The 21,233-nt window shown below is 57.1% G+C and carries 18 protein-coding genes; 10 read left to right on the forward strand and 8 right to left on the reverse strand.

Going from position 1 to position 21,233, the window contains the following annotated elements; all coding sequences use genetic code 11:
* Positions 1-65 precede the first annotated feature (65 nt).
* On the reverse strand, positions 66-1,226 hold the full coding sequence (locus tag JC200_RS14270) for an FAD:protein FMN transferase (RefSeq protein ID WP_274432352.1): 1,161 nt from the start codon (positions 1,224-1,226) through the stop codon (positions 66-68).
* Between the two features lie 1,489 nt (positions 1,227-2,715).
* On the opposite strand from JC200_RS14270, the gene JC200_RS14275 reads away from it, so the two are divergent.
* From JC200_RS14275 to JC200_RS14305, 7 genes are all read left to right on the forward strand, one after another.
* Positions 2,716-5,211: a penicillin acylase family protein gene (locus JC200_RS14275; protein ID WP_274432353.1), complete on the forward strand. Its 2,496-nt coding sequence runs from the start codon at positions 2,716-2,718 to the stop codon at positions 5,209-5,211.
* Between the two features lie 103 nt (positions 5,212-5,314).
* Positions 5,315-5,689 (forward strand): hypothetical protein, encoded by a 375-nt coding sequence (locus JC200_RS14280; protein WP_274432354.1) that lies wholly within the window; start codon positions 5,315-5,317, stop codon positions 5,687-5,689.
* Between the two features lie 141 nt (positions 5,690-5,830).
* Positions 5,831-6,367: a hypothetical protein gene (locus tag JC200_RS14285; RefSeq protein ID WP_274432355.1), complete on the forward strand. Its 537-nt coding sequence runs from the start codon at positions 5,831-5,833 to the stop codon at positions 6,365-6,367.
* Positions 6,368-6,683: 316 nt separating this feature from the next.
* A complete protein-coding gene (locus JC200_RS14290; RefSeq protein WP_274432356.1) occupies positions 6,684-7,787 on the forward strand; it encodes a L,D-transpeptidase family protein in 1,104 nt (367 codons plus the stop codon).
* Positions 7,788-7,970: 183 nt separating this feature from the next.
* Entirely contained in the window at positions 7,971-8,459 is a 489-nt protein-coding gene (locus JC200_RS14295; RefSeq protein ID WP_274432357.1) for a glutathione peroxidase, read from the forward strand.
* 47 nt (positions 8,460-8,506) lie between these two features.
* The gene (gene tyrS / locus JC200_RS14300; protein WP_274432358.1) at positions 8,507-9,772 is read left to right on the forward strand and encodes a tyrosine--tRNA ligase; all 1,266 of its coding nucleotides are present in this window, start codon (positions 8,507-8,509) and stop codon (positions 9,770-9,772) included.
* 56 nt (positions 9,773-9,828) lie between these two features.
* Positions 9,829-10,764 carry a manganese-dependent inorganic pyrophosphatase gene (locus JC200_RS14305; protein ID WP_274432359.1) on the forward strand — a complete coding sequence of 312 codons (936 nt, stop codon included), beginning with the start codon at positions 9,829-9,831 and terminating at the stop codon, positions 10,762-10,764.
* A gap of 92 nt (positions 10,765-10,856) precedes the next feature.
* On the opposite strand, the gene msrB is transcribed toward JC200_RS14305, so the two are convergent.
* Positions 10,857-11,300, reverse strand: a complete 444-nt coding sequence (msrB, locus tag JC200_RS14310) for a peptide-methionine (R)-S-oxide reductase MsrB (RefSeq protein ID WP_274432360.1) — start codon at positions 11,298-11,300, stop codon at positions 10,857-10,859.
* A 25-nt stretch (positions 11,301-11,325) separates the two neighbouring features.
* Positions 11,326-12,375 (reverse strand): LLM class flavin-dependent oxidoreductase, encoded by a 1,050-nt coding sequence (locus JC200_RS14315; RefSeq protein ID WP_274436559.1) that lies wholly within the window; start codon positions 12,373-12,375, stop codon positions 11,326-11,328.
* Between the two features lie 113 nt (positions 12,376-12,488).
* Between JC200_RS14315 and JC200_RS14320 the strand changes: the two genes are divergently transcribed.
* Positions 12,489-13,070 (forward strand): small multi-drug export protein, encoded by a 582-nt coding sequence (locus JC200_RS14320; protein ID WP_274432361.1) that lies wholly within the window; start codon positions 12,489-12,491, stop codon positions 13,068-13,070.
* Positions 13,071-13,097: 27 nt separating this feature from the next.
* Here JC200_RS14320 and JC200_RS14325 read toward each other — a convergent pair whose 3' ends face one another.
* Positions 13,098-13,607 carry a YaiI/YqxD family protein gene (locus tag JC200_RS14325; protein ID WP_274432362.1) on the reverse strand — a complete coding sequence of 170 codons (510 nt, stop codon included), beginning with the start codon at positions 13,605-13,607 and terminating at the stop codon, positions 13,098-13,100.
* A gap of 112 nt (positions 13,608-13,719) precedes the next feature.
* Between JC200_RS14325 and JC200_RS14330 the strand changes: the two genes are divergently transcribed.
* Together JC200_RS14330 and JC200_RS14335 are read left to right on the forward strand one after the other, a co-directional pair.
* Entirely contained in the window at positions 13,720-14,964 is a 1,245-nt protein-coding gene (locus tag JC200_RS14330; protein WP_274432363.1) for an aminopeptidase, read from the forward strand.
* 183 nt (positions 14,965-15,147) lie between these two features.
* Positions 15,148-16,605 carry an MFS transporter gene (locus JC200_RS14335; RefSeq protein ID WP_274432364.1) on the forward strand — a complete coding sequence of 486 codons (1,458 nt, stop codon included), beginning with the start codon at positions 15,148-15,150 and terminating at the stop codon, positions 16,603-16,605.
* Between the two features lie 306 nt (positions 16,606-16,911).
* Here JC200_RS14335 and JC200_RS14340 read toward each other — a convergent pair whose 3' ends face one another.
* From JC200_RS14340 to JC200_RS14355, 4 genes are all read right to left on the reverse strand, one after another.
* Complete coding sequence (locus JC200_RS14340) at positions 16,912-17,103, reverse strand: hypothetical protein (protein WP_274432365.1); 192 nt, start codon at positions 17,101-17,103, stop codon at positions 16,912-16,914.
* 1,141 nt (positions 17,104-18,244) lie between these two features.
* Positions 18,245-18,622, reverse strand: coding sequence for a cytochrome aa3 quinol oxidase subunit IV (gene qoxD / locus JC200_RS14345; RefSeq protein WP_274432366.1), 378 nt, complete (start codon positions 18,620-18,622; stop codon positions 18,245-18,247).
* A complete protein-coding gene (gene qoxC, locus JC200_RS14350; protein WP_274432367.1) occupies positions 18,623-19,246 on the reverse strand; it encodes a cytochrome aa3 quinol oxidase subunit III in 624 nt (207 codons plus the stop codon). It abuts the gene before it with no gap.
* Positions 19,247-19,248: 2 nt separating this feature from the next.
* Positions 19,249-21,213 carry a cbb3-type cytochrome c oxidase subunit I gene (locus JC200_RS14355; RefSeq protein WP_274432368.1) on the reverse strand — a complete coding sequence of 655 codons (1,965 nt, stop codon included), beginning with the start codon at positions 21,211-21,213 and terminating at the stop codon, positions 19,249-19,251.
* Between the last annotated feature and the right edge of the window lie 20 nt (positions 21,214-21,233).

A 21,233-nucleotide genomic window follows, 5' to 3' on the forward strand; every position in this document is an offset into this window, starting at 1 on the left:
CACAGCGGTAAGGCGCGGCGCGCACGTTCACTGCCACGCGTGCAGCGGCAAGACGCCGCGGACGTTCACTGCCACGCGTGCAGCACATCTCCGCTTGTTGTCACGGCGACCCAGCCGCGGTGGGGCACACTCTTCAGCCAGTGCAGCCCCTCCTCGCGGCCGAGTAACAGCACGACTTTCGCGGCCACCTCTGCGGCGGTCAAGTGTTCGTGAATGACTGTTGCCGAGACGAGGTCCGACTCTGCAGGCTGACCTGTTCGTGGGTCGAGGATGTGGTGGCGTACTGTTTCGCCCTGGGTCCAGCGCCTGTGATAGGTGCCGCTTGTCGCTACAGCTGACGATTCGACGGACAGCGTGAGAAGTGTGGCCGGGGAGTCTGAAGTCGGTGATGAGTCGGCCAATCCGGTCGGGTTCGCGATGCCGACAGCCCACGGTCGCTCGCCTTCCCGCCCAGCGCACACCATGTCACCTCCGCCACTGCAGACGAAGTTATGATGCCCGCGCCGATGCAGCACGTCGGCGGCTCGCTCGACAATCCAACCTTTCGCGATGCCGCCAAGGTCTAGCTTGTAGCCGGGTTCAAGGCGAAACCGCCCGCCCGTGCCGACTGTGTACGGGACGTAACCGCGGCCGAGGCGAGTAGCGAGATCGGCCATGGGGTGGGCTGCGGCGCGCCCTTGTGTCGGCTCGGCCTGGGCCCGGGCCACGCCCACGACTGATGGCGATGGCGATGGCGATGGCGATGGCGATGGCGATGGCGATGGCGATGGCGATGGCGATGGCGACGCTTCGGCGGATGCTTCGGCGGATGCTTCGGCGGATGCTTCGGCGGATGCTTCGGCGGATGCTTCGGCGCGGGGGGCGAGGTTGGGTTTGTACGAGTGAGCGAGGCCGCAATCGTACGAGCGGTCGTAGCCGTAGTGCTCCATCCAGGCGCCAAGACTTGGGGAAAACAAGCCGTTCGTTTCGCGGCAGGCGTGCTCGGCGAGCAGCAGCACCTGAGCCGTTTCGTTGGCGACTGGGACAAACTCGCCCGGGTTGTCATTCAGCCGGGAGATGTCACTGGCCGGAATGAAGCGGGACATGAGCAGTTCAAGGCGGTCAATTTCCGCCTTCGCCGCGAGCATGTCGAGCCGCGTTTTGTCGGCTGGCAGGTTGCTGTCTGCAATGATGATCTCTACGTCTGTTCCCATTGCGCGGAATTTTGACCTTTCTAAGTGCGCCACGGTTCTACCACCTTGTCCGTGGAGCCGGTCTGGAGAGGCCCACGCTCCACTCGGAATGATGACTAGTATTCGGAATGTGGATTGAATTTTACTGGAATCGGCAGTCGGAAATATCGCATCTGGTGCGACAACTGCGGCGTGGGACCGTGCGGGAGGGGAGCGGGTGGAGAACGGGGGGCCGCATCGCAATTTGCACCAATATGGCGCGGTGTCCTCACACGTTAGTGTCAAAATGACACCTAGAGCGTGGCGCCCTCACAGGTAAGTGTCAATTTGACACCTACGGCGCGGCGTCCTCACACGTTAGTGTCAAAATGACACCTAGAGCGTGGCGTCCTCACAGGTAAGTGTCAAATTGACACCTAGAGCGTGACGTCCTCACAGGTAAGTGTCAAATTGACACCTAGAGCGCGGCGTCCTCGCAGGTAAGTGTCAAATTGACACCTAGAGCGCGGCGTCCTCACACGTTAGTGTCAAAATGACACCTAGAGCGTGGCGTCCTCACAGGTAAGTGTCAAAATGACACCTAGAGGGCGGCGTCCTCACGGGTAAGTGTCAAATTGACACCTAGAGCGCGGCGTCCTCACAGGTAAGCGTCAAAATGACACCTACAGCGCGGCGTCCTCACAGGTAAGTGTCAAATTGACACCTAGAGCGCAATGTCCTCACGGGTAAGTGTCAAATTGACACCTAGAGCGCGGCGTCCTCACAGGTAAGTGTCAAATTGACACCTAGAGCGTGGCGTCCTCGCAGGTAAGTGTCAAATTGACACCTAGAGCGCGGCGTCCTCGCAGGTAAGTGTCAAATTGACACCTAGAGCGTGACGTCCTCACAGGTAAGTGTCAAATTGACACCTAGAGCGCGGCGTCCTCGCAGGTAAGTGTCAAATTGACACCTAGAGCGCAATGTCCTCACGGGTAAGTGTCAAATTGACACCTAGAGCGCGGCGTCCTCGCAGGTAAGTGTCAAATTGACACCTAGAGCGCGGCGTCCTCACGGGTAAGTGTCAAAATGACACCTACAGCGCGGCGTCCTCACAGGTAAGTGTCAAATTGACACCTAGAGCGCGGCGTCCTCGCAGGTAAGTGTCAATTTGACACCTAGAGCGTGGCGTCCTCACGGGTAAGTGTCAAATTGACACCTAGAGCGCAATGTCCTCACGGGTAAGTGTCAAATTGACACCTAGAGCGCGGCGTCCTCGCAGGTAAGTGTCAAATTGACACCTAGAGCGGAATGTCCTCACAGGAAAGTGTCAAATTGACACCTAGAGCGCGGCGTCCTCACAGGTAAGCGTCACGCACGTACAGCACGACATACTCGCAGGTAAGTGTCAAATTGACATTACAGCATGCGTGACGCAGTTGACCTGACTTCATTAGCGTCCACGCAGCAGGCGAATAGCCGTGATGAAAGCGGTATACTCATGTTGAACTTTTACGTGACTCCATAGGATGAGGGCGCAAATTACAGGGGGAACGGAGGCAACCAGATGACAGAAAGAAAGCGCTTTACTCGAAAGTACGTGCAGATTGCTGCGGCGGCTGTTCTGACAGCAGGACTCCTGTACGGCGGTGCGCGCGGCGTTGGACCGCTGCCGCCGCTTGGACCCGGCTTCAACCCAGGCACAGGTGTCTGGCACATGGCCGTGGACTCGAAAACGCCAACGACGCAGACGCTTCACATTGCGGGCCTAATCAAGCCAGTCACCATCGTGTTTGAGGCAAACGGCATTGCGCACATCAAAGCTCAGGATAACCATGACATGTTCCTCGCCATGGGGTACTTGCAGGCGCGAAACCGCTTGGACCAGATGGATCTCGAACGCCGTCAGGGGGAAGGTCTACTGTCGCAGGTTGTCGGGCCGAAGGCGCTCCCGTCCGACCAGTTTGAATTGCAGCTAGGCCTTCTGCGCACTGCGCAGACGGAGTGGCGGCAGATGGGACCGAATGACCCAGCGCGAAAAGCGCTGACCGCGTTTTCGGCTGGGGTGAACGACGGCATCGCCTATGACGAAAAGACCGGCAGCTTGCCGGCGCTGTTTAAGTTGCTCGGCTACAAACCGGCGCCGTGGACGCCAGTCGATAGTCTGGTGATTCAGGGAGACATGACGCAGACGCTCGACTTCAGCACCGAACCACTCGACTACGCTCTGCTTGTCAAGTCGCTTGGCTACAAACAGACGATGAATTTCTTCCCGGTGCTGCCCAAGGACGTTCAGCACCCATACGACGTCGGGCCTTATCAAAACGCTGGCATTGCGCCGATTACCGGCGCACAGACGGTGTCGAATGCGGAACTCACGTCGCTCATGAACCTCCAGCAGCGCATCCGGAGTTTGCCAGCGTCGGCCATTCATACGGGATCAAACAGTAATAACTGGGCTGTCGACGGCACCAAGACTGCGAGCGGAAAACCGCTGATGGCGGGCGATCCGCACCTTAACCAGACCCTACCGTCCATTTGGTACGAGGTGTCGGCGCAAGACCCCAACTACCACTTTAGCGGCGTCTCCATTCCCGGTGTGCCGATTATCCTGATTGGCCACAACCAGCACATCAGTTGGAGTGAGACCAATGTGCAGAACCAAGCGACGCTTTTCTACCAGGAGAAGACGAGCAAGGCGCACCCTGGCGAGTACTTCTGGAAGGGCGCCTGGCGAAAGATGCAGGCGGTCCACTACACCATCCCGGTCAAAGGCGCCGCACCATCGTCGCTGACCGTGCAACTGACGGTGCATGGGCCCATCATGACTCAAACGGGGCAGACAATGTCGGTCGATTGGATGGGCGCCCTCCCGAGTCGAGACATGGACGCGCTCCTCGGTGTGCTCAAAGCGTCGAACTTCACGCAGTTCAAGGCGGCGTTAAAAATTTGGCACGCACCGTCGCAGAACTTTGTCTACGCCGACAACCAGGGGAACATCGGAATGATCTCGGCCGGCTACTACCCGATTGTGGCGAAAGGTGACCCGTGGCTGCCGCTGCCTGGCACCGGCCAGTCGGACGTCATCGGCACGATTCCGTACAAGGACATCCCGCAAGCTTATGACCCGAAGAGCCACATCGTGTTCTCGGCCAACCAGCGCGAAGTGGGGCCGAGCTACCCGTACTACATCGGCACGTCGATGGACTTCTTTGACAACGGTTACCGCGCGGACGAAATTTATCAGACGCTCAGCCGCGGCAAAAACCTCACGGTGAAGGACATGGAGGACTTGCAGAACAACACAACTGACTACCTAGCGACGCAAATTGTTCCGAAGTTGCTGCAGGCGCTGAACGGTGCACAGTTGACACCGCAGGAGCAAGCCGCGAAGAACGCGCTCGCGAGTTGGAACGACAACATGGGCGTGAACTCGACAGCGTCCTCAGTGTGGTGGATGTTTTGGAGCCAGTACCTGCACGACACATTCCAGCCGTGGTGGACGGCCGCCAAAGTCCCAGTACAGCAAGACCCGAATCTTGCAGTCGGACCAGGGCAGTCGTCGCTCGATGAAGATTTGCAAGCGTGGACTCTGCACGACCCGACCAATTCGGTCTTTACGCCGCCTGGGTCAGCGACACGAACGGCGTCTACGGTGATGCAGCAAGCCTTTGGTGAGGCTGTGACACAGTTGACAAAAAAGCTTGGCGGCAACGTCGCTGCCTGGCAGTGGGGTAAGCTGCACGCCCGGGAGTTCCAGGCGGTTTCGCAGATCTCATCGCTCGGCTACGGTCCGCGCCCAAGCGGCGGCGACGAGTGGACGGTGGATGCGGCGGACTCGAACAGGGGGTTCCTGTCGACTGCCGGGCCGAGTTGGCGCTTTGTCATGAACTGGGGCACCGGCAAAGGTGTCGGCGTCTACCCGGGTGGGCAGAGCGAAAACCCGCTGTCTCCGTGGTACGAAAACTTTGTCTCGACCTGGTGGAACGGACAGTACTTGCCAATGTTGACCACGAGTGAGGCAAAGCAGGCGCCGGGGCACACAGTCTGGACGCTGCAGTAGGGAGCACGCGGCAGGTGCCCCATACCAGTTGAATCAGGTTGTGACCGCGGGCGTGGGAGTCTTGCGTGTACGTTGTGCATTGCACACAGAGGAGGAGTTCGGCGTGCGGACATCAAGTAGAATGCTGGAATTTGCCGCGGTGACTGTCGTCGGCGTGGCGCTCATTTGGATCACGAACGCCATCGGCTGGTGGTGGGCGACAGCGGTGATTGGGCTGTTGATCGGCGCGGCGTTTGCACCGGGCGCGCGCAAACCGCTTGCCGCCTTGTTGGCTGGAGCCTTGGGCTGGTTGCTCCCACTTGTCTGGCAGGCGCAGTCGGCGCCCATCGGTCGCGCGTCGTCCACGATTGCGGGCATGATGGGGTTTGGGACGAGCGCTGGTTGGATTGTCTGGGTGCTCACGGGGGTGTTCGGTACACTCCTATGTGTGTGCCCAGCCTGGTTCGGGTCGGCGGTGCGCAGCAGCTTTGGTGATTGACTAGAGGGAACGGTCAAGGCAATTATCACGACTAGTTTGAATTGGTCTAAATGGACCACTAGGAACAGTCGATTGCGCTCTACAGACCTTCACTCTCACGTGTGAAAATGTGGGTGTGATTAGGGATAGGAGATGACCGACTTGCAAAGACGGTACTTTTTTCCGGTTGTATTATTCATATTAGCCTACGAATGGCTCGTATCTGGCCTCGATAAAGTGATCAGTGGGACTTTTGTCTCTGACTTTCACCATCAACTACAGGCCACTTTAACTGGTCCGGTGCACTACGAATTTTACCAGTCTCTGCTGCAACTCGTCGTGCTTCCGCACAGTGTGCCGTTCGCATGGTTGGTGGAGTGCGGGGAACTCGTCATCGGCGCGGCGTTTGTGGTGCTCGGGGTGATGGTTGTCAAACGCCAGAGCGACCGACGCATTCGTACACTTGGCATCTTTACAGGACTCCTGTCTGCCTTCATGACACTGAACTTCTTCTTCTATCAAGGCGGCTCGTTCTTCCTGTCAACGTCGAACCCATTCGACGAGGGAATCCCAGTCACGCTCATTATGGTCTTCATCCAACTGGCGGTAGCAGGGCGGTTTTGGACGCCACGTCGGCGTGCCCGTGAAGGTGTTGAAATGCGAGTGTACACAGGAGGGAGGGGCCGCCATATGGCGTAAACCCAGACAACTCGAATACTTTTTAACACGGCGTTTCGAGCGCATCCGCGTCCGAAGCGTCGTTTTTTGCGCTTTATGCAGTAAATTTGTCTAGCGGTGAAACAGGACAAGCCATTACACCGTCTATTCCATAGGTTTGAAAAATCTCCCTAAACGGTGGTACTCGTACACGCATCAACACAAGGCGCTGTCATATATTTCACGAGGATAAAGAGACGACGCCACGTCGAACGCTGTCGACCACTGATGCTTTGGAACGAGCTGTCACACAGAGAGTCAGTCGTCACACAGAGACTCATATGGGAGTGAGGAGAACATGAAACGAGTGGCGGGAAGATGGACGAAGTGGGGGGCAATTGGAGCAACCCTCTTGATGGGTACCGCGCTGACAGGGTGTGGTGCGGCCTTGGGTTTAGGTAGTGCGGGCGCGCCGGCGAAAGTAACGCCCGTAGCAAAAGTTACGAAGGCCACAACGACAGGAGCTAAAGTAGGTCCAAGCAAATCGGGCCAGAGCGCGACTAACAAAAGTACGAGTTCCTCAACTAGCAGCAACGCGTCTTCATCGAACACGGGTGGCCAGGCGACCGGCAACAACCAGGCGACCGGAGACGGTCAAGCGACCGGCAGCAGCCAGACAACCGGCAACAACTCGACAACCGGAAACGGTCAAGCAACCGGCAACAACTCGACAACCACGACGGTCTCATATCCGACACTGAGCGTGGGCTCCACAGGGTCGGCCGTACTGGCTTTGAACGAGCGCCTGGCAGAGCTGCACTACTTGCCTGTTGTGATCGCGAACGGAGCACAGCCTTCCATCACTGTCAGCGATATCAGCACACCGCCGACGGCTTCATTCACTTGGCAGTACCAAAACACGCCTAGTTCGCTCGCAGCTGAGTTCGCGCCAAACACATACACAGCGCTGACCGAAGGGGCTGTGATTGCTTTTGAACACCAAAATGGTTTGACAGTGGACGGTATTGCCGGTCCACAGGTCTGGTCCACTCTCCTTGGCAGTTCGGCCAAAACAGATGCGTACCCCGTCAGTTACATTCTTGTTCAGAAGTCTCACCCTGAAACACTGCAGTTGTGGGACGCGGGGCACTGGGTTCTGACATCCGATGCGAACACTGGCGTGCAAGGCGCGACCACCGTTGACGGTACTTTCCCCGTCTACTTGCGTTACCGCTCGCAGACCATGACGGGGACAAATCCAAACGGTACACACTACAGTGATCCAGGTGTCCCATATGTGAACTACTTCAACGGTGGCGACGCGGTGCACGGATTTGTCCGCGCCTCCTACGGCTTCCCTCAGAGTGACGGGTGTGTCGAGCTTCCCCCTGCCACGGCTGCAAAGGTGTGGACGATGGTGCACTACGGTACGTTGGTCACAGTGGAGGGGAAGTACAGCTAAGCCTTCCTCTGTAGGCGAACCTCTCTTGCAGGCGAACGCGTCAATCCGAAGTTCCGCGTCTTTTCCGCGTCTTATGGTATCCTAATGAAACCAAGCGCATTGGCGCATGGCGGGGGCATCGCGCCCTCCGCCGTTGTGTCGTGTCCTGCGCCATGGAAATCTCCGGAGGGTAGGTGCAATCGAATGCAACTGTACGACTATACGGTAGAGAGAATCGATGGGACACATCAGTCGATGTCGACCTATGCAGGCAAAGTGTTGCTGGTGGTGAACACGGCGAGCCGGTGTGGGTACACCCCGCAGTATCAAGGGCTGCAGGAGTTGTATGACGCCTATCAACCAGACGGACTCCTGGTGCTGGGCTTTCCGTGCAATCAGTTTGGGGCGCAGGAACCGGGATCAAACGAGGACATTCAATCGTTTTGTGAACTGAATTATCATGTCACGTTCCCGATGTTCGCCAAGGTCGACGTCAACGGGACAGAGGCCCATCCTGTGTATGAATACTTGAAGGCCCATGTTGACGGCGAGACAGGGAACGGTGCGGACATCCAGTGGAACTTCACAAAGTTCCTCATCAGCCGTGACGGTAGCGTGATTAAGCGCTATGAACCGGCTGTAACGCCAAGTGATTTGCGAGCGGACATCGAGCAAATGCTGGGAGCCTCTTAAGGCGAACGCCAAGCTCGTGTCTGGAACGATAGGAAGGAGCCACACCAGTGAACATCCTTGAGGACCTCGAATACCGCGGTCTACTCTACCAAGTGACCGATCGGGCTGCGCTCGACGAACTGACCGCGCGCGAGTCGATGCGGCTCTATGTCGGTTTTGACCCGACAGCAGACAGCTTGCACATCGGGAGTCTGCTGCCAATTCTGACGTTGCGGCGCTTCCAACTCGCCGGTCACAAGCCGATTGCGCTAGTCGGCGGGGCGACGGGGCTGATTGGCGACCCGAGCGGAAAAAAACAGGAGCGGACGTTGAACGATCTCGATACAGTGAGCAACTGGACGCTGAAAATTCGGGATCAACTGTCACGCTTTATTGATTTTAATGCGCCGGATAACGCCGGTATGGTCGCCAACAACTACGACTGGACAGGCCCGATGTCGGTGATCGAGTTTTTGCGCGACGTTGGCAAACACTTCGGGCTAAACACGATGCTCAACCGGGAGACGGTGTCGGCACGCCTCGAAAGCGGCATCTCGTTCACAGAGTTCAGTTACATGCTGCTCCAGTCCAATGACTTCCTCGAATTGTTCAAACGCCACGACTGCGTCCTGCAAATTGGCGGCTCCGACCAGTGGGGCAACATCGTCGGCGGCATTGACCTGATTCGCAGGATGACCGGGAAACAGGCGTACGGCCTGACGATGCCGCTTGTGACAAAGTCCGACGGCACGAAGTTCGGCAAGACAGAGTCCGGAACAGTGTGGCTCGATGAGACCAAAACGTCTGTGTATCAGTTCTACCAGTTCTGGTTGAACACGCAGGATAACGACGTCGTGCCTTTCCTTAAATACTTCACCTTTTTCTCGAAGGACGAGATTGAGGAACTTGCGGCAGAGCTGGAACGTGATCCCGGCGCTAGACTGGCACAACGCGCCCTCGCCGATCACGTGACGACACTCGTGCACGGAGCAGAGGCGACAGAACGCGCGAAGTACCTGTCAGGTGTCCTGTTCAGTGGAGATGTGAAAGACCTGTCGGTGGCCGAGATTGAAGAGGTGTTTGAAGGGGTTCCGTCAGCTGAAGTGGACGCTCATCACCCAGACGACATCGTCTCGCTCCTCATCGCGAGCGGTGCTTGCCCGTCTAAACGCCAGGCGCGCGAAGACGTGGCGAACGGAGCTGTCAGTGTGAACGGGGAGCGCGTTACAGATGTGGATCTGAGATTTGCGGTGGATATGCGCATCGGCGGGCAGTACCTGGTGATTCGCCGCGGCAAAAGGAAGTACTTCCTCGTCCGTTTCCGCGCGCATTAATGGCTGATTTGCTATACTCAGGAGCGGATGAACGTAAGACTGAAGGAGGTACTGGCGTGGCGAACACTTTGATTCTGGGGCACAAAAACCCGGACACGGACTCTATCTGTTCGGCGATTGCGTATGCTCATTTGAAACAAGCTCTTGGCGCTTCTGTAGAAGCAGTCCGGCTCGGAGACATCAACGCTGAGACCCAATATGCACTGGAGACGTTCGGCGTCACGCCGCCGCGGCTCGTTGAGACAATCAGCAACGAGGTCAAAGAGGCGATTTTGGTCGACCACAACGAACGCCAGCAGAGTGCGTCCGACATCGAACAAGTGCAGGTGGTAGAAGTCATCGACCACCACCGCATCGCAAACTTCGAGACGAGCAGCCCACTCTACTACCGCGCCGAACCGGTCGGTTGCACGGCGACCATCTTGAACAAGATGTTCAAGGAGAACGGCGTACCTATCCCGCAGGAGATCGCAGGTCTGATGGTGTCCGCGATTGTCTCTGACACGCTGTTGTTGAAGTCCCCAACCTGTACTGCGCAAGACGAGGCAGCGGTCAATGAACTGGCTGGCATCGCAGGCGTCGACCTACAGGACTACGGGCTGAAGATGCTGAAGGCGGGCGCGGACCTATCTGACACGCCGATGCCGAATTTGATTCGCCACGACGCGAAAGAGTTTGCAATGGGTGATTACAAGGTCGAGATCGCACAGGTCAACGCGGTTGACGTCAATGACGTGCTCTCCCGCAAGGCGGAGCTCGCGACCGTCTTGCAGCAGGCTGTAGAGCACAAGCAACTCGACTTGTTCCTGTTTGTCGTCACGGACATTCTTAACAGCGACTCTGTCGGCGTGGCGTACGGCCGTATGACGGAAGCCGTGGAGCAGGCGTTTGGTGTGAAACTCTCTGATCACGAGGCCGTGCTGAAAGGTGTGGTCTCGCGCAAAAAGCAGATCGTCCCAGTGCTGACGGACACCTTAGCCGCCTGGAAGTAGTTCGCTCTGGATGTGATGTGATCAAATACGGCCCCGGGTTCGGCTTCTACCTGAACTCCGGGGCCGTTTTGTGTGCCAGCGAGGGCCGTCTGTTATTTGTCCGCCGCAAACAGCCGCAGGTACTCGCCGTACCCCGCTTGCTCCAATTCTTCCTTCGGGATAAAGCGCAGCGACGCGGAGTTGATGCAGTAGCGCAAGCCGCCAAGTTCCTGAGGGCCGTCGTCAAAGACGTGGCCAAGGTGTGAGTCTGCAGTTTTGCTGCGCACTTCTGTGCGTATCATGCCGTGAGTCAAATCGCGCCGTTCGTCAATCAGTTCGTCCTGCAAAGGTTTGGCGAAACTTGGCCAACCGCAGGCGGAATCAAACTTGTCGCGCGACGAGAACAGTGGCTCCCCCGAGACAATGTCGACGTACAGGCCATCCCGGAAGTTGTCCCAGTATTCGTTTCGAAACGGGGGTTCCGTTGCGCTGTGCTGCGTCACTTCATACTGTAATGGAGTGAGTTTTGATTTTAGAGATTGCTTGTCTTCGCTCATTTTGCGGCCTCCTCTTCCCTAGTACTTACTCGACGGACTGTTCCTGCTGTAACGGATTGGGCGCCGGCACCGTCTGATTAAGGTTGAATGATTTTGCCACCAGTTCGTGTGAGTGCATGCGGTCTTCGAAGCGCGCCGTCGACGTGACGGTCATGACTTCTTCGACGTTGTAGGCGGCAGCGAGGGCCTCCAATTGTTGTCGCACAGATGTGGGGTCGCCGACGACCATGCGTTTGCGGTTTTCGCGGACAAGCAGTAGTTCGTAGCGGCCGTACGGGTAGGCTAGCGCCTCTTCGATGGTCGGTGTGCCGGCGCCGACCTGGCCGTTGGCGAGCATGACAAGCGCGAGGTCAAGGCTCTTTGCGATGAGGTCGGCCTCGTTGTCTGTGTCTGCACAGACAACGAACACCGCTACGCCGGCTTGTGGCTGCGCTCTCAAAACAGACGGTTCGAAACGCGCGTAGTAGTCGTTGACAGCTTCTACACCGCCTTCGCCGTTGATGAAGTGCGCGTACATAAAGGCAGTTCCCTGCACTGCAGCGAGGTGCGCGCTCCAGTCGCTCGAGCCAAGCAGCCACAAAGGTGGCGCTGTCTGCACAACGGGCGTCGCCGTCAATCCTGCGAACCGGTGCTGTGCTGGCAGTGTATCGGTTAGATACGCGGTCAAGTCGGCGACCTGCAAGGCGTAATCCGCAGGCTGGCGTCCCTCTTGCAGCGCCATGCGCGCACGCGGCATGCCACCTGGTGCGCGACCGAGTCCGAGGTCAATACGCTGTGGGTACAAGGCTTCGAGGACACGAAAATTTTCTGCGACCTTGTAGGCACTGTAATGCGGCAACATCACGCCACCGGAGCCGACGCGGATGCGTTTGGTGTTGGCGGCTAAGTGAGCGATTAAAACTTCTGGGCTCGACCCTGCCAGTCGCGGCGTATCGTGGTGCTCTGAGACCCAAAATCGGTGGTAACCGAGGTCATCTGCAAGTTTTGCGACTGCGGTGGTCCGAGCAAAGGCTGTGCTGGCGTCGCTGCCAGTCGCAATCGGTGACTGGTCCAGGATGCTCACGCGCAAATGAATCCCTCCTCTGGCCGTGTTAAAACGATGGCTCTTTTTGCATCTTAGCACTGTAGACAAATGGAAGGAATTTTGCTTGAGTAGAAGCAGTGACAAAGACGGGGGGCAGTGAGCCTATGGAAGACGCGGACAACATACATGCAGGTGCTCACCGTGAGCGGGGGTCAGGGCCCGGGAATTTTCGTCAAGTGCTCGGTCTCTCTGTTGTGCTCGGTCTCGTCTTCTTCGTCGCCGCGTGGTGGATTGGGATTGCAGACGGTGCACCGATGCGGGCGTTGTCGCTCATTGGTGTCTCGATTGTGCTTGAGGCACAACCCGCGGCTGTCGCGAGTCTTGCGCTGGGCTTCCACCCAATTCCGGGCGCCGTCATCAGCATCTTGGCGAATCTAATCTTGATTCCCTTGATGGTGTTCGGGTACGCCCAAATCATTGCGCGCTGGCATTGGCTGCAAAAACGGCTCGAGAAGGCGAACAAGTGGGCAGCGAAGTATGGGCGCTACGGAGTCTGGGTGCTCTTACCGCTGACACCGCTGATTGGCGCCTACATGTGTATTGCGTTCGCTCACATCCTGCGCTGGCCGACTGGCAGAAGTTTGGTCAGCACGACGCTCGGTGTCATCTGGTCAACGCTTTTGATCACGCTTGGCGGCCACTGGGTGCTCCACGCCTTTACGTGGTGGACTCACTGGAAACTCTAGGTTCCCTGAGTCAGCCCCCGTCCCGGGTCAAGTCCGGGTCAACTCTTGCAGAAGCACTGTGAACGCCCTCGCAAACCGTTCTTTATCTTCCTCACTGCGTTTTTTTGGCCCCTTGCTTCTCCCAGTCGCACGGCGCTCGCGGGCATGCAGGTCACGTTCCCACAGCAGACGGTCAATGTTTCCTTCATCGTAAACCAGTCCGGTCGGTGAGAGTGCGCGCGCACCCTTCCCGAGTACGAGTGCGGCGAGGCCGTAGTCTTGGGTCACGACAATCTGGGGTAGTCCAGAGCGAACTCGGCGGACGATTTCCATGTCGACGGCTTGCGGGTGCGGGTCCACCGTGATGTGGTTGGGGCGGTCGAACTGGTGATTGACAGAACTTATCGTGATCACGCTGGCGCCAAACGCACGGGCCTCGCGATCTACCGTCTGCAGAGCGTCACGGGGTGTTGCATCGGCATCCACATAGACCGTCACTGTGCGGTTAGGTTGTGGCCCTTGGCCGAGTGCGCCGCTTTGTTCTTCACCGTGAGACACGAAGCCACCTCCTGGTTGCTGGTTCGCACTTGCGAATTCACTTTGATATGATGACTACAGGATAACCTACGAATGTCGAAGTCTCATCCCAGCTAAAAGGAGCGTCTTGCATTTGGAACGAGAACAGCTGAGAAAATACGCGGAACTTGGAGTTAAAGTCGGGATCAACCTGCAGCCAGGGCAGCCGCTCGTGATTGGCTACGGTGATCGACAGGTATTTCCGGAACATGTAGCGTTTGCCCAAGTGTTGACGGAGGTGGCCTACGAAGCAGGCGCTTCTTTTGTACAAATAGACTGGGGCGATGAGCACTGGAAGCGGCAAACAGTCGCGCATGGTTCGCTCGACCTCTACGAGGAACGCCTTAAGTGGCAACTTGAATGGGTAGAGCGCATGGCGAAGGAAGGTGCAGGCTTCCTCGCGATTCCTGCCGCAGACCCGACGCTCTTCGAGGGAATCGACAACGAACGAGTGACACGAGCGACACGTGCCAAGGACGCGATTTTCCGCGATTTTACGGACCGACGCACGAACGACCTGTACAGCTGGACGTTGATGTCGATGCCGACGCAGGCCTGGGCGAACAAAGTCTTCCCTGAATTGCCGGAAGGAGAACGGGTGGAGGCCTTGTGGAAAGATATTTTGTTCTGTACGCGGGCAAACAACGACAACCCCGTTGCCGCTTGGCAGGCGCATTTGAAAGACTTGCAGAACCGCGCCGATTGGCTCAACCGGTTGCAGATCGACACTCTTCACTACACTGCACCTGGCACGGATTTGTACGTGAAGATGGCGCACAACCACTACTGGAAGAGCGGTGCATCGGAAACTGCCGCGGGCGTGCCATTTGTCGCCAACATGCCGACGGAAGAGGTGTTCTCTGCTCCGGATCGTCTGGGCGTGAGCGGTACGGTGTCGAGCACGATGCCACTCAATCACAACGGCACGCTGATTGAAGGCATTCAGCTTCGCTTTGAACAAGGTCGCATTGTCGAAGCGCACGCCGCTCGCGGCGAAGAGGGCTTGCGGAGGATTGTTGAAGCGGACGAAGGCAGCCACTACCTCGGTGAAGTGGCACTGGTCCCGGTCGATTCGCCGATCAGCAAAAACGGTCGGCTGTTCTTCAACACACTGTTTGACGAGAACGCATCCTGCCACTTGGCAATCGGCAAGGCATATTCGCTGATTGAAGGTGGCCGCGACCTGCCATTTGAGGAGTGGGAAGCGCACGGGCTGAACCGCAGCATGATGCATGTCGACTTTATGATCGGCTCTGCCGAACTCGACATCGATGCGACGACTCTGTCCGGCGCTACGGTGCCGATTATGCGCAAAGGCCGTTGGACTGCAGAGGTGTAATCGATCGGGAAGCGGAACCGCCAGCGGCTTGATGCGTTGGCGGTTTTTACTTGTCGAAATTCGCGGATTCACACACGACTTTTACAAAACCTTAATGAATCTTTTACATCTAGACAGTATCTTTACAAAGGAACCTCGGGGACAGCTTTGGGAGTTTCGCTAGGGCTGTAGGCGTGAGCCCGTGTGCCAACTCAATTTCCTGCCATGGGAGGTGGAGATTCACGGCGGACGAACGTGGTCGTCGTGAGTCGACCGATGTCAGACGACGTCAAAAGGTTGGATGAAGCACCGCTCAACCTGTTCCACTTGCGTACGGTTGTTTTGTCCGGTGTTGGCTTTTTTACTGATGCGTACGACCTATTCATTATTGGCGCGGCCCTCGTGCTGCTCAAGGATCAGTGGCATCTCCACAAAGAGATGGTTGGTCTGGTTGGCAGTACCACGTTACTCGCCAATTTTGTTGGCGCATTTTTGTTTGGGCGCCTCGCCGACCTGCTCGGTCGCAAGAAATTCTATGTCACGGTACCCGTGATTATGGCCGTTGCCTCCTTGCTCACCGCCTTCTCACCGAACATCTGGTGGCTCCTCGTCTTTCGCTTTCTGCTTGGCGTCGGCATCGGTGGCGACTATCCGCTCAGTGCCGTGATGACTAGCGAATATGCAAACGTACGCGATCGCGGAAAGTTGGTCGGGCTGGTATTCTCCATGCAGGCGGTCGGTCTGATTGCGGGCCCTATCGTCGCGATCACGCTGCTTGCCAGTGGCTTGCCACACGGCATGGTCTGGCGTCTGATGCTCGGACTCGGTGCGTTGCCGTCATGTGCCGTCATCTACCTGCGTAGCAAAATTCCGGAGTCTCCTCGTTACAAGGCCCAAGTACTCGGCTACAGTGAGTCGCAAGCGGCCCTTTCCGATTCTGACGCTACGTTGGCTAATCGCCCGGTCGTTGCGACTGGTAAGGTCTCGCTTTTCCAATTCCTGACGAACCGAAAGATGCTCCTTACACTCCTTGGGACTGCCGGGACATGGTTCATGTTCGACTACGCCTACTACGGGAACTCCATCTCGACACCACAAATTTTAAAGCTGGTTGCACCGGGGGCGAATTTGCTTCAGACGGAAGCCTGGACGCTCATCGTATTTGCCGTCTTTGCTGTGCCTGGATACTTCCTCGCCGTAGGGTTTGTCGACAAAATCGGCCACAGGCGGCTACAACTCATCGGCTTCGCTGTGATGGGACTTGCATTTCTTGCAATGGGTATCTTCCCGGGCGTGACAACCGCAATCGTCCCCTTCTTGCTACTCTACGGAATCAGCTACTTCTTTTCCGAGTTTGGTCCCAATACCACTACCTTTATCTTGGCAGCAGAACTGTACCCGACTAGCGTGCGCACGACTGGCCACGGCTTGTCTGCGGGCACAGCCAAGATTGGTGCGTTCATTGGTGTGTTTCTGTTCCCGTCGTTATCGACTGCGCTTGGACTGCGCGGCACTCTGATTATCACAGGTGTGTTTTCGGCGATTGGATTTGTTTTGACCTTTCTCCTACCTGAAGCGGCAAATCGCTCGCTTGATGAGGTGGCAGGACAGGAAAAAGTACATGGACACTCATACGTCAAACAAGTTCCGAATCGCGCGTAGTGCAGCACAGGCGAGCAACACAGGCGAGCAACGGTCGACGGACTGGCCTGGGTCGCCTGCAGATCGACCGGGAGGGCGTCAAGTCAGGGCAGCCACTCGCGTCCGGAGCCGATGCGGCGCCGTAAAACTCAGGCTAGTAAATCGCAGCAGTAGGTCAAGGTAACGGGGAATTGCTGCACTGCAAGCTACGAAAATAAAAATACGAGAAATACGAGTGGCGCGTCTGTCCAACACAGAATGGATGGACGCGCTTTTGTTCTGTCGACATAGTTGGCTATGCGCGTGCGGGTTGCTAGGGCACTTGGCTTAGATGAATGCGATGAACAATGCGACGAGTGTCAGAAACGAGAACGTAAAAATGACCTCTGGCGTCGCCCGTCGGGTTCGTTCGGGGATGGCGACTGCATGCAAAGCGGGTTCGTACAGTGCCGCGCCCTCTGGTTGTTCATCAACTGCGTCCAATAGGTCTTCTTCATATCCCAGACGGCGTACACTCATTCTCTTCCCTCCAATGTGGTTGTCACAATTCAGACATCAAGACTGAACATTCTGTTGCGAATTATTATGCACCAATCATTCTATAATGTCACGAATTAGACAAAAATATTTTACGGTGATTTGAGAGGGAGTACCATGGCGGACTTGAAGGGGCTGATGTGAGCGGGGCAGAGGCGAGTTGAGCGGAGGGAGACGAGGTGTCCGATTGACCTTTGACAGGGGGAGTCGGAATCGGCATGAGGCTGCCGGGCAGAATGGCGCAATTGCGGAGTTAGCGCCAAATTGGCGCAATCGATGGTGGGGAGGCGCCGGGATCGAGAGACAATAGCGGCCAGAATGGCGCAATTGGGGAGTTAGCGCCAAATTGGCGCGATTGGGGGGGGGATAACGCCAGAATGGCGCAATTCAGAGGCGTTTTCTTAGGTTAGCGCCAAATTGGCGCAATCGATGGTGGGATAACGCCAAAATGGCGCAATTCAAAGGCATTTTCATAGGTTAGCGCCAAAATGGCGCGATCGATGGTGGGATAACGCCAGAATGGCGCAATTCAGAGGCGTTTTCATAGGTTAGCGCCAAAATGGCGCAATCGATGGTGGGATAACGCCAGAATGGCGCAATTCAGAAGCATTTCATAGGTTAGCGCCAAAATGGCGCAATCGATGGTGGGGATAACGCCAAATTGGCGCAATGGTCAGCATAGCGCCATTTTGGCCGTGTCGCGGTCCCGTTCGACACGTCTGTAGCCACGCCCCCCCGGTCAGCCCCCCGGTCAGCCTCCCCGGTCAGCCTCCCCGGTCAGCCTCCCCGGTCAGCCTCCCCGGTCAGCCCCCCGGTCAGCCCCCCGGTCAGCCCCCCGGTCAGCCTCCCCGGTCAGCCTCCCCGGTCAGCCTCCCCGGTCAGCCTCCCCGGTCAGCCTCGCCGGTCAGCCCCCCCGGTCAGCCTCGCCGGTCAGCCCCCCGGTCAGCCCCCCGGTCAGCCCCCCGGTCAAATAGCCTAAAAGCAAGGGGCCGGCAGCGCACCCCCACACGTCAGGGTGAACCACCGGCCCATCAGAAGCCCAGCGTCGGCCCGTTACCCGGGCCTAGCCTTCATCGCCGCTCACATGTCCAACCGCTCGAACCGCTCCAGGCGCTCCAGACGATTACGACACGGAGGACTTAAACGTCATCACCCACATGGAGCCGATGACGACAACAAGCGCGAACATAATACCCGTGTAGATGAAGACCTTCTGAACGGCGTCCCCGTGAATCTTCTCGGTTAAGTGCATGAATAGGAACAACTGCACTGCCATTTGAATCACGGCGAGACCGAGAATCGTGCCGATGGTTTGAGCCGTCGAGAAGTGCAGGACCAGCGATACCCAGAACGCGATCGCTGTCAGAACTAACGACAGCAGGTAGCCGATAATGTGCTTCCACGGGAAGCCTTCGTGATGTCCGCCCTGCGGCTGCCCGCCCTCGTGATGCCCGCCTTGCTGTGCACTGTGCGCACTCGCTGGCATATTAGACTGAGCCACTTAAATCACCTTCCCTGACAGGTACACGATGGTGAAGATGAAAATCCAGACGACGTCGAGGAAGTGCCAGTACAGACCGACGATAAACACTTTGCGCGATGTCATGGAGTCGATGCCGCGCCGAGCGACCTGGATGATCACGGATGTCATCCAGAAGAGGCCCATCGTGACGTGGGCGCCGTGTGTGCCGACGAGGGTGAAGAACGCCGACAGAAAGCCGGAGGTGCCCATCGTCGCCCCTCTGTTTACGTCGACGATAAACTCCGAGATCTCGAAGCCAAGGAAGCCGAGGCCAAAGGCAACTGTCACGAGTAGCCAGCCAATGACCCCTTTCTTGCTGCCGCGCCGCATCTCATACGTGGCGATACCGCAAGTGAACGACGAAGTGAGCAAGAAGAACGTCTCGAACGCAAAACCCTTGATGTCGTACAACTGCTTGGACGTAGGGCCACCAGCTGTCTGCCCATGCATGACAATGTACGTCGCGAATAGACAGGAGAATAGAACAAACTCGGCGCCAAGAAAGATCCAGAAGCCGATGACGCGCAGGCCGCCGTCCTCGGTAGAAAACTCAAGCGGTTCGTCGTGCGCCACGGGGACGCCGTGCTCTACGACTGAAGCCATTGTCACAACCTCCCGAGCGCTTTCTCGGTCTCTAGGACTTCTGTGACCGGAATGTGGTGGTAGTAGTTAAACTCGAACGAACGCCACAGCATCAGACCGAGGACGCCGAGCAAGCCAATCACGACAAACACGTACCACTCAAAGACGAACCCGAATCCGGCGATGAACATGCAGACACCGATGAGGAACGGTCGGCCGGAGTTGTTCGGCATGTGAATCGGCCGAATCTCTGGTTCTACAAACTCTTCCTTCTGCTTGCCTTTCTTGATGTACCACCACTCGTCGCGAGCGTGAATCAGTGGAGTGCGCGCGAAGTTATACTCTGGCGCCGGGGAAGGCAGAGACCACTCGAGCGTGCGGCCGTCCCATGGGTCGGACATGTTTTCGCGCGGCGCAAAGCGGATGCTGTAGAGTACTTGGTAGACAAGGTACAAGAAGCCGACGCCCATCATGAAGCCGCCAATGGTGGAGATGAAGTTCGGGATCCACCAGCCGAGACCGGACGGGTATGTGTACATGCGGCGTGTCATGCCCATCAGACCGAGCAGGAACTGTGGCAGGAAGCAGACGTTAAAGCCAATGACCCACCACCAGAACACTTTTCGTCCAATCTTTTCGTCGAGTTGGAAACCGAACATCTTCGGCCACCAGTAGTAGAGTCCGGCGAACATGCCAAAGACCGTACCGCCGACCAGCGTGTAGTGGAAGTGGGCGACGAGGAAGTAGCTGTTGTGGAACTGATAGTCCGCTGGTGCAACAGCTAACATGACGCCCGTCACACCACCGCCAAGGACAAACGACGGGATGAACGCTGACGTCCACATCATCGGCAGGGTGAAGCGGATGCGACCTTTATACATCGTCGACAGCCAGTTGAAGACCTTGACGCCGGTCGGGATGGCGATGGCCATTGTCGAGATCCCGAAGAACGAGTTCACCGCGGCTCCAGCGCCCATTGTGAAGAAGTGGTGGACCCAGACGCCAAAGCTGAGGAATGTAATCGCGACCATCGAAGCGACCATGGCTGAATAGCCAAACAGACGCTTGCTGGTAAAGGTGCTGACGACTTCGGAGAAAATACCGAACGCGGGCAGAATAACGATGTACACCTCCGGATGTCCCCAAATCCAGAACTCGTTGATGTACATCATCGGCATACCGCCGCCGGTAGACGTGAAGAAGTGAGCACCTGCTATTCGGTCGATGAGCAACTGCCCGAGTACGACAGTAAGGGCAGGGAACGCAAAGACGATGAGAGCAGAGGTGATGAGGATGGACCACACGAACATCGGCATCTTCATCAGCGTCATGCCAGGCGCACGCATCTTGAGGATGGTGACGAGGAAGTTGACGCCCGTCGCAATGGTACCGATACCGGCAATCTGCAGACCCATGATGTAGTAGTTTTCGCCGGGGCCCGGGCTAAACAGGTTTTCTACGTAGGGTGGATAGGATGTCCAGCCGCCGTCCGGCGAGCCACCGAAGACGAACGACAGGTTGAACAGCATGGCCCCCATGAAGAACAGCCAGAACGAGATCGCGTTGACATACGGGAACGCGACGTCGCGTGCGCCAATCATCAGCGGAACCGCGACGTTCATGAGGCCGATGATGAACGGCATGGCCATGAACAGAATCATGATTGTACCGTGCGTTGTGAAAATTTCATCGTAGTGCTGGGCTGTCAGGAAGTGTTCGTTTGGGAACGCCAACTGACTGCGCATCAACAGAGCGTCGGTCCCGCCGCGGAACAGCATCAAGAGCGCAGCGATGATGTACATGATACCGATTTTTTTGTGGTCTACCGTAGTCAGCCACTCTGTCCACAGCCACTTCCACTTTTTAAAGTAGGTCAGCACGGCGAGAATGCCGATGGACGTGAACCCGATGAGGACATCGGAGATCCAGATGAGCGGCCCTTCTTTCCACATCAGGAAAGTATCTGCGAAGTGCATAAACTGGCTCATCACGACTGACTCCCCCCTTT

This window comes from Alicyclobacillus sp. ALC3 (genome assembly GCF_028751195.1).
Lineage (GTDB): Bacteria > Bacillota > Bacilli > Alicyclobacillales > Alicyclobacillaceae > Alicyclobacillus_L.

What these genes read in the sequence shown, in the direction of transcription:
- JC200_RS14275 (WP_274432353.1), top strand. Translation starts at nt 2,716, where the DNA reads ATGACAGAAAGAAAGCGCTTTACTCGAAAGTACGTGCAGATTGCTGCG.
- JC200_RS14290 (WP_274432356.1), top strand. Translation starts at nt 6,684, where the DNA reads ATGAAACGAGTGGCGGGAAGATGGACGAAGTGGGGGGCAATTGGAGCA.
- JC200_RS14295 (WP_274432357.1), top strand. Translation starts at nt 7,971, where the DNA reads ATGCAACTGTACGACTATACGGTAGAGAGAATCGATGGGACACATCAG.
- msrB (WP_274432360.1), bottom strand. Translation starts at nt 11,300, where the DNA reads ATGAGCGAAGACAAGCAATCTCTAAAATCAAAACTCACTCCATTACAG.
- JC200_RS14320 (WP_274432361.1), top strand. Translation starts at nt 12,489, where the DNA reads ATGGAAGACGCGGACAACATACATGCAGGTGCTCACCGTGAGCGGGGG.
- JC200_RS14340 (WP_274432365.1), bottom strand. Translation starts at nt 17,103, where the DNA reads ATGAGTGTACGCCGTCTGGGATATGAAGAAGACCTATTGGACGCAGTT.
- qoxC (WP_274432367.1), bottom strand. Translation starts at nt 19,246, where the DNA reads ATGGCTTCAGTCGTAGAGCACGGCGTCCCCGTGGCGCACGACGAACCG.
- JC200_RS14355 (WP_274432368.1), bottom strand. Translation starts at nt 21,213, where the DNA reads ATGAGCCAGTTTATGCACTTCGCAGATACTTTCCTGATGTGGAAAGAA.